This is a genomic window from Flavobacterium sp., from assembly GCF_036515215.1.
Taxonomy (GTDB): Bacteria; Bacteroidota; Bacteroidia; order Flavobacteriales; family Flavobacteriaceae; genus Flavobacterium.
Map to the genome: position 1 here is coordinate 1 of NZ_DATBVQ010000073.1, position 7,567 is coordinate 7,567.

Annotated in this window: 8 protein-coding genes and 1 pseudogene; 5 read left to right on the plus strand and 4 right to left on the minus strand. The window is 39.4% G+C overall.

The features are described 5' to 3' along the window. Positions 1-1,215: PAS domain S-box protein (locus tag VIH09_RS05320; RefSeq protein ID WP_331578630.1), on the minus strand; the 1,215-nt coding region annotated here is incomplete at its 3' end. 387 nt (positions 1,216-1,602) lie between these two features. Here VIH09_RS05320 and VIH09_RS05325 point away from each other — a divergent pair. The 5 genes from VIH09_RS05325 (at position 1,603) to VIH09_RS05345 (ending at position 5,281) form a co-directional block, all read left to right on the plus strand. Further along, on the plus strand, positions 1,603-1,755 hold the full coding sequence (locus VIH09_RS05325; protein ID WP_331578632.1) for a hypothetical protein: 153 nt from the start codon (positions 1,603-1,605) through the stop codon (positions 1,753-1,755). A gap of 11 nt (positions 1,756-1,766) precedes the next feature. Then, positions 1,767-1,997 carry a hypothetical protein gene (locus VIH09_RS05330; protein WP_331578634.1) on the plus strand — a complete coding sequence of 77 codons (231 nt, stop codon included), beginning with the start codon at positions 1,767-1,769 and terminating at the stop codon, positions 1,995-1,997. 12 nt (positions 1,998-2,009) lie between these two features. Continuing rightward, positions 2,010-2,390 carry a YchJ family protein gene (locus tag VIH09_RS05335; RefSeq protein WP_331578636.1) on the plus strand — a complete coding sequence of 127 codons (381 nt, stop codon included), beginning with the start codon at positions 2,010-2,012 and terminating at the stop codon, positions 2,388-2,390. Positions 2,391-2,599: 209 nt separating this feature from the next. Further along, the gene (locus VIH09_RS05340; RefSeq protein ID WP_331578638.1) at positions 2,600-3,718 is read left to right on the plus strand and encodes a vWA domain-containing protein; all 1,119 of its coding nucleotides are present in this window, start codon (positions 2,600-2,602) and stop codon (positions 3,716-3,718) included. 99 nt (positions 3,719-3,817) lie between these two features. After that, positions 3,818-5,281 carry a magnesium chelatase gene (locus VIH09_RS05345; protein ID WP_331578640.1) on the plus strand — a complete coding sequence of 488 codons (1,464 nt, stop codon included), beginning with the start codon at positions 3,818-3,820 and terminating at the stop codon, positions 5,279-5,281. 146 nt (positions 5,282-5,427) lie between these two features. Here VIH09_RS05345 and VIH09_RS05350 read toward each other — a convergent pair whose 3' ends face one another. The 3 genes and pseudogenes from VIH09_RS05350 to VIH09_RS05360 all read right to left on the minus strand — a co-directional run. Further along, positions 5,428-5,973, minus strand: coding sequence for a 2'-5' RNA ligase family protein (locus VIH09_RS05350; RefSeq protein WP_331578642.1), 546 nt, complete (start codon positions 5,971-5,973; stop codon positions 5,428-5,430). Positions 5,974-6,041: 68 nt separating this feature from the next. Then, a complete protein-coding gene (locus VIH09_RS05355; protein ID WP_331578644.1) occupies positions 6,042-7,193 on the minus strand; it encodes a saccharopine dehydrogenase family protein in 1,152 nt (383 codons plus the stop codon). A gap of 226 nt (positions 7,194-7,419) precedes the next feature. Next, a pseudogene (locus tag VIH09_RS05360) lies at positions 7,420-7,567 on the minus strand (tRNA uridine-5-carboxymethylaminomethyl(34) synthesis GTPase MnmE); the annotation flags it as partial.

The following is a 7,567-nucleotide window of genomic DNA, read 5'->3' on the forward strand; positions in this document are numbered from 1 at the left end:
ATTTATTTCCCACATTGGTGAAACGGTTAGATTCACCCAAATCAAGTCCCCCAATTTCGTGATATATCTTTTTTCCATCGAATACTCTCGAATTTCTCCTTGTCTCAGCTTTTCTAAATTAGATAAATCTTCTTCGAGATCTTCAGGATGGGTGATGAATTGAAAATTTAGTTTTGTAATTTCCGACAAAGTATATCCCAACAAATCGCGGTGTTTTTTGTTAACCTCCATAAAATTGCCCGTATATGAATCAACACGCGCAATACCCACAGAGGCTTGATCAAAGATGGTCTTAAATTTTATTTCACTATCAAACAACTTAGTGGCCTGCTGATCCACTAAAATTTGTAATTCGGCTGGTTTTCTTATGATTAGAAGAATCAAAATACCAAAAAACAAGGCTAAAATAAATCCTAAAACAGTAGGAACAATGAGTTGAGCATATACATCATTTGGGTTTTTTGCGATCAAATATATTTTCCAGTTTCCATCGGGTATCGTTTTTGAAACATAATTTTTTGTGGAAAAGTCTCCGACCATGGGCAAGAAAAACTCATCCTCTAAAGTGTTTGGATTGATTTTAGAGAGCTGAAAATAGTATTTTGATTTATCGATGGCATTAATACCGGAATTATTTAGTAAAGTTTCCAACCTTATAACGACGGCCGAAAACCCCCAAAATCTATTTCCATTATAAACAGGGAACCTTCCTACGATTCCTTTGCCACCCTGTATGAGTTCAAAGGGGCCTGCAAAATACATTTTTTTATTGGCTATGGATTGCAAGGCTTCTTTTCTGAGGTTTTTTGTCTTCAGGATATTTAAGTCCATCGCGGCTTCATTCCCTTCGAGGGGATAGATGTACTTAATAATTCCATTAGGTACCAATTGAACGGAATTTATACTATTGTTTGATGCCAACAATTGGTTCGCAATTTTGTCAAAGTTTTGGGGTACGGCATCATCATCGTTAATAAGAAGGGCCAGTGTCAGCGTTGTAGTATAGCAATTTTTTAAAGATTGCCCAATATTCTGTTGGACTCCCGCGAGGATATGCTCCATTTCTTTCTGTTTGTTTTCCTTCACGATTTGATAGCGTTGAGAAACAACATAGAACACGACGATACATAAGATTAGTGAAACTAAAAGCCCCGCAATTTTTGGCCTTTTTAAAAACCAACCGATTAAATTAGACCATTTATTTTTAGACTCCATTAATTTTATTTGGACGTTTTGGGTAGCTGAAATGATTAATATCCGAATGATACGATGAATAAGTAATCTTAATCGTAGGCAAATTAACTAAAAAATGTTTTGGAAAGATGCTTAAGAATTTTTTTTATCAACTACTTTCTAACAGTCGAGAAATCGGCTTTTGTTGTTGAAGAAGTATATTTCAATGGAAACAAAGGGAAAACAAATTATCGTTTGAAAATGGATTAATCCATTTTTTCTCATTTCGGAATAATTTTTTATTGCAGTAAAAATGCCGAACTTTACGAAGAATTAACGAGAGTCGAATCAAAAGCGGAAAAAGATAATCTATCAAGTTGTTATTATCGCTATAAAAGTAGGCGTTAATTCCACTTTAACACAAATATTATGAGCAGAAACAACGAAAAAAATATTAAAAAACACAACGATAAGTTACATAAAGCCCAGGACAAGGTAAAACAGGCGGAGATTAGCCGTAAGGAAAAATTAAAACAGATTGTAAAGAAATTTAACGACACGAAAGAGTCAGGAACAAAATAAACACAAATCCCATGGATAAAAATAAATATACAGATCTGAAGAAAGGTGTTCAGGAAATCATTGATTTAATTGCCGATAGAAACGCTAAGGAAGCCAACAATAAATTGGTCGAAGTAAGCGAGGTGTTAGATGAATTGCTGGACTACTCCGAAGATGACGAAGACTTGATTGAGATAAGTAAGTATCAAGTGCTATTGAATCAACTGCACCAATCTATAATTGCACTTGACGGGCAAATCTAAATGCAGTATGTAATGAAGCAAATAGAATGCTTTTGCGGATCTCAAATAAATTTTAATGATTGCTGCAAACGATATATAGATGGAACGCAAAAAGCACCTACGCCATCGGCTTTAATGCGTTCCCGCTATTCTGCGTACGCCACACATAATGCGGACTATCTAGTGGCAACAACCCATATTTCAACTCGGAAACAGCATAATAAGAAAGACATTCTTGATTGGTCACAAAGCAATCAATGGATAAAGCTAGAGGTATTGCAGGCAACGGATAACACAGTCGAGTTTAAGGCCTTTTATCTGGATTGCCAGATGCAGATGCAAATCCACCATGAACACTCCACTTTTAAGATGGAAGATGGGAAATGGTTTTATGTTGACGGTGAATTTTATTAGTTTTTTCGAAAAACAGACTCCTTTTGAATCCAAAGTGTCGCGTGAGTGATGGAAGTGGAAATCCCACGCTTTTTTGCGTGGATTGAGAGCGGACAGCACGACCCTTGCGGTCACGCCCAAATTATTAAAAAAAAGAGCCATAGTTTTTAACTAAAAATTAGTAATCGTTTGACGGAAGTGCATTTTAAAATGATGTAATTTTAAAGTCTATGGAAAAGGACAATAAAAAAGGGTTTTATTTTAAGCAATATGAAGCGCCTTATCAGTCTCCGTTTGAGAAGCTCTTCGGTGTTTTTAAGGAATTAATCACTCATACTTCGGGGGATTTTGACGAGGCCATCGATTGGCTGCGCGAATTGGACAAGGAATACAAACTCACCGATGAACACTATACAATTGATGATTTTATTGAAGATTTAAAGAAAAAAGGCTACATCCGAGACGAACTTAAGGACGACGGCAGCTCGGGATTTGGAATTACCGCCAAAACGGAACGTGCAATCAGGCAGCAGGCATTGGACCAAATTTTCGGAAATTTAAAACGTTCCGGCAGCGGAAATCACAAAATCAAACATTCCGGAAACGGCGATGAGCATACCGGCGAATTCAGGGAATTTCATTTTGGGGACGGTTTAGAGCGAATTTCGTTGACGGAAAGTTTGAGAAATGCCCAAATCAATAATGGGGTGGGCGATTTCATGCTAACCGAGAATGATTTGGTGGTGGAAGAAACCCAATATAAGTCACAAATGAGCACCGTGCTGATGATTGACATCAGTCACAGTATGATTTTGTACGGTGAAGACCGTATCACGCCCGCCAAAAAAGTAGCAATGGCTTTGGCAGAGTTAATCACAACTCGCTATCCTAAAGATACCTTAGACATTTTGGTGTTTGGGAATGATGCCTGGACCATCGCAATCAAAGATTTACCTTATCTAAAAGTCGGTCCATTTCATACCAATACCGTTGCGGGTTTGCAGCTGGCGATGGATTTACTGCGCAGAAAGCGGAATACCAACAAGCAAATTTTTATGATTACCGACGGGAAACCTAGTTGCGTGCGCGAACGTGACGGCTCCTATTATATGAACAGCAATGGTCTGGACGAGTACATCGTGGATAAATGTTACAGTCAGGCGCAGCAGGCCCGAAAATTACATATTCCGATCACCACCTTTATGATTGCCAATGATCCCTATTTGCAGCAATTTGTCAATCGATTTACCGAAGCCAATCAAGGGAAAGCATTCTACACAGGACTCAAAGGCTTGGGCGAAATGATTTTTGAAGATTATGAAACAAATAGGAAGAAAAGGATAAAGTAGGTTCGAAGAGAAAAGATACAAGGGATATAGAATAAGGTTGAAAACAAAAAATAAATTGAATTTTTAATCATTTAATCATTCAATATTTAAATACTAAACATGAAAACAGAAAACATAAATACTTTAGGTGAATTAAAAGCATCTGGATACGAAAGCAAAAGTATCAAGGATGAATTAAGAAACAATTTGCGAGATAGAATAAAATCAGGGAAACCTGTTTTTGAAGGCGTTCATGGTTTTGAGAATACGGTAATTCCAGAAATGGAACGGGCCATATTGTCCCGCCATAATATTAATTTATTGGGACTTCGCGGCCAAGCCAAAACGCGATTGGCGCGTAAAATGGTCGAATTACTAGACGAGTACATTCCTTTTGTGTCGGGTTCCGAAATTCATGATGATCCATTTAATCCGATTTCTCGTTATGCGAGAGATATTATTGAAATCAAGGGTGATGACACCCCGATTTCCTGGTTGCACAGAAATGATCGTTTCTCCGAAAAACTGGCCACACCTGATGTTACCGTTGCCGATTTGATAGGTGATGTTGACCCGATAAAAGCCGCTAATTTAAAGTTGTCGTATGCGGATGATCGCGTGATACATTTTGGGATGATTCCAAGAGCAAACCGTTGCATTTTTGTGATTAATGAACTACCGGATTTGCAGGCCAGAATTCAGGTGGCTTTGTTTAATATTTTGCAGGAAGGGGATATTCAAATACGTGGTTTTAAATTGCGGATGCCATTGGATATGCAGTTTGTTTTTACCGCAAACCCGGAGGATTATACGAATCGAGGAAGTATCGTAACGCCGCTTAAAGACCGTATAGGTTCCCAAATATTGACACACTATCCTGAAACGATTAAAATTGCAAGAACAATCACTGAACAAGAAGCCAAGCTGGACCAAATACAAAACGACATGGTTCACGTGCCTTCATTGGCAAGGGATCTATTGGAACAAATTAGTTTTGAAGCTCGTGAAAGCGAATACATTGATAATAAAAGTGGCGTAAGTGCAAGATTGAGCATTACCGCTTTTGAGAATTTATTAAGCACCGCCGAAAGAAGAGCACTGAAATCCGGGGACGATAAGACTACGGTTCGACTATCTGATTTTATGGGCATTATCCCTTCGATTACGGGCAAAGTGGAATTGGTGTATGAAGGAGAGCAGGAGGGAGCCGCTGCGGTTGCCCAAAACCTATTGGGAGCGGCAATTCACACTTTTTTCCCTGGCTATTTCCCTAAAATCGAAAAATTGGAAAAACCAAATGAGAAAACACCTTATACGGATCTGATCGAATGGTTCTTTGCCGAAAGCGGTTTTGAATTGTTGGATGATTGTCCCGATGAAGAGTACAAAAGGATTTTGGGAGCCATTGTGCCTTTGGAAATTTTAATAAAGAAATACCAACCGAATTTAGAAAAAGAAGACCGATTTTTCATGAAGGAATTTATTCTTTGGGCTTTGGTAGAATACAAAAAACTGAGCAAGGATAGGATTGCCGATGGATATCAGTTTAAGGATACTTACGGGAGTTATATCAGTAAATTGTAGTTGAACCAAAAGAAGCTTTTGGCTTTTTATGATTGACAGATTATTTGAAAGTAAAAAAAATCTTCTTGTTTATAAAAAACAGGAAGATTTTTTTATTTACATAAATTCAAAATATTTCAGTTTAGGGAATTGAAAAAATAAGCACGCTACTTATCGTCCGATACTGAGTTTCCTCCAAATGTAAAGGTTTCGGTGACAATATACTGTTTAGAATTTTCATCAAATTTCCGCAAAACAATGTTGTCGCATGAAAAATTGATGTCTATTATTTTAAATAGGACCTTAGCCCGTTCCAGTTTACGGGGGGGTAATCTGCGGGCAATGGTGAGATGCGGGTTTTCATTTATTTGCAAATCGGGAATAAAATTCAGCGATTCGTTGACTTGTTTCATTATAGGTATCAACCTTTTTTTAGAGATCGCATCAGGAGCTATATAAAAAGCGCCATTTGGATAAGCGCCAAAATCGTTCAGGGTGACTAGAACAGGGTTGATATCACTACAAATTTTGCGTAATATCTCTTTAACGGATTTAATTGTCTCCTCGGTTGCCGTGAATAAACAGATAGTGATGTGACCCACCGAGTTTTTACTGTGAAACCAACCCACTTCTTTAGCCAGCGCTTGTTTCATCGACTTAATTAGGGAAATGACAGGCCCTGAAGGATATATTACAACGGTGTATTTTTCCATGACTCAGGTTTTCATTGCCGTTATTTTAGTTAGATGTAATGAGATTAGTCTAGTCTTGAGCCTTTCTTTTATTGTGTTTTGTGTGTTCCGTAAACCCGTGATACGTAAACACCATTTAAAAATGTTTTAGGGTCGATTTGGCTTTGCAACAGCACTCCACTATGCGGGTTTTCAAGCAGCAGTTGGGCGGCTTGCGCCAATGGGGCCGCCGTGGTTGTCTGTATCGCTCTTAAATGGTGATTTCCCACTTGTTGGGGAAGTATACGTTTTGCAATTTCCCGTCTGCGCAAAATCCCTGTTGCGTCTTTTCCCTCGACTGCGGCATACAATACAATTTGGTCGTCTTCCGTATGTGGTATTACGGATTGCATTTTTTTTTGGAGATCCTCGATTGCGTTAATTGGATTCCCCAATCCGTCCAGTTGCTCATCTACCCAAGCATAGTGCCCGGGATGGCGCAAGGTCTTGTAGTCGAGTGAACGTACTTTTCCGGACAGTGCATCGGGCAAATCGGCTGCGCCTCCCGAGGTAAGGTCTTCCTCATAGGCAATGCCGTCAATAATGATGGTTGTCCTTTCCGACAAGGCGGGCAAGGTTGTTTTTTTATAATCGCGAAGCACTATCGCATCTTTGAGGTATTCCGTGGCCACACCAACAGGGCTCCATGTGAACCCGTAATAATGCGGTGCAACGGCATGGTTGGTTAAAGCACCCACTTTAAACTCCAGTTTGTCTACTGTGTGTACATCAAAGTCGTCACAAAATTCTCGAAAAAGTCCGTGGGCGAGCAAGTCTATATAGCCGGGCGCCAGACCGGTTTGAAGTACGAAGCCGGTTTTGGCGTCAGACGCCATTGCCATTATTTTTTCAGTTTCGGCGACATATTCGGTCAGATTGGCGTAATGCATCCCAAAATCCTTGGCAAACTGGGCCATTTTGGGTGCCTGACTACCGGGAAGACAGTCTAGAATGATATCTCCTTTGAAGAACAGATCTCTCATCTCGTCCGTAAGGCCATTCTCGGGAAGAAGGAAGGCCTTTATTTCGCCCTTTTTGGTGCTGCCTTCTTCAATCCACAGTGCCGATTTTTGAGCGTTTGAAAGCGTTCGGTTGCCAATGAAAAGGCTGGGGGTAACCTCGCTCCATTCCATCAATAACAAGCCAACGGCTTCGGCAATGCCGCCCGCACCGGCAATAATAATTTTGAAGTGCTTTTTCATACCTTAAAGTTAATAAAAAAAATATTTTAAACAACTGTTTATTAGTTAGTTAATATTTATTTTATGCAACGATACCGATACAACTTAATTTTCTGTCAAGAAGGGAAAAAAGATCCGAAAGCGAGGACATTAGATAACAAACCCCAAAAGAGGGACCAGAGGAAGCTCGTTTTGGGGTTGTGTTGCTATGGTACTATAATGGGTAATTTAGGGACAATTGGGGAAATTACTTTCCGATGCAGAAATTGGCAAATATGTTACCCAGCAATTCGTCGTTCGTGACCTGCCCTGTAATCGTGCCGAAATGGTATAAAGCCTCCTTGATATCGATGGCCATCAGGTCGCTGGAGAGATTCGTTTCCAGGCCGTATTTG

Excerpts from the sequence above, each read along its gene's own strand:
- VIH09_RS05330 (WP_331578634.1), top strand. The coding sequence starts at position 1,767 with ATGGATAAAAATAAATATACAGATCTGAAGAAAGGTGTTCAGGAAATC.
- VIH09_RS05350 (WP_331578642.1), bottom strand. The coding sequence starts at position 5,973 with ATGGAAAAATACACCGTTGTAATATATCCTTCAGGGCCTGTCATTTCC.
- VIH09_RS05335 (WP_331578636.1), top strand. The coding sequence starts at position 2,010 with ATGAAGCAAATAGAATGCTTTTGCGGATCTCAAATAAATTTTAATGAT.
- VIH09_RS05355 (WP_331578644.1), bottom strand. The coding sequence starts at position 7,193 with ATGAAAAAGCACTTCAAAATTATTATTGCCGGTGCGGGCGGCATTGCC.
- VIH09_RS05340 (WP_331578638.1), top strand. The coding sequence starts at position 2,600 with ATGGAAAAGGACAATAAAAAAGGGTTTTATTTTAAGCAATATGAAGCG.
- VIH09_RS05345 (WP_331578640.1), top strand. The coding sequence starts at position 3,818 with ATGAAAACAGAAAACATAAATACTTTAGGTGAATTAAAAGCATCTGGA.
- VIH09_RS05325 (WP_331578632.1), top strand. The coding sequence starts at position 1,603 with ATGAGCAGAAACAACGAAAAAAATATTAAAAAACACAACGATAAGTTA.